We start from the raw sequence: 279 nt of genomic DNA, 5'->3' as shown, positions 1-279 counted from the left end.
CGCCAGATGAATGCCGGAGCCGCGCGTGCACGCGGAGAATGGCTGCTGTTTCTGCATGCCGATACCGACTTGCCCGACAATGCGCTGGCATTGCTCAAGGAGGCCGTCACGACGCATCGCCGCAGCGACTGGGGCCGCTTCGATGTCAGCATCAAGGGCGAGTCGCCGTGGTTACCGATGATCGCCGCCATGATGAATCTGCGCTCGCGGCTGACCAGCATCAGCACGGGCGACCGGACCCAGTTCGTGCAGCGTTCGACCTTCGAGGCCATCGGCGGC

At 64.9% G+C, this 279-nt stretch carries 1 protein-coding gene; it reads left to right on the top strand.

Annotation, left to right across the window (positions count from 1 at the left end; translation table 11 throughout):
• Nucleotides 1–279 (top strand): glycosyltransferase (locus R0J88_RS19620; protein WP_410900816.1); only part of this gene is annotated, 279 nt, incomplete at both ends.

Origin of the sequence: Pseudoalteromonas sp. SIMBA_162 (assembly GCF_046535955.1) — a bacterium.
GTDB lineage: Bacteria > Pseudomonadota > Gammaproteobacteria > Enterobacterales > Alteromonadaceae > Pseudoalteromonas > Pseudoalteromonas marina.
This window is presented reverse-complemented; position numbering and strand designations above follow the sequence as displayed.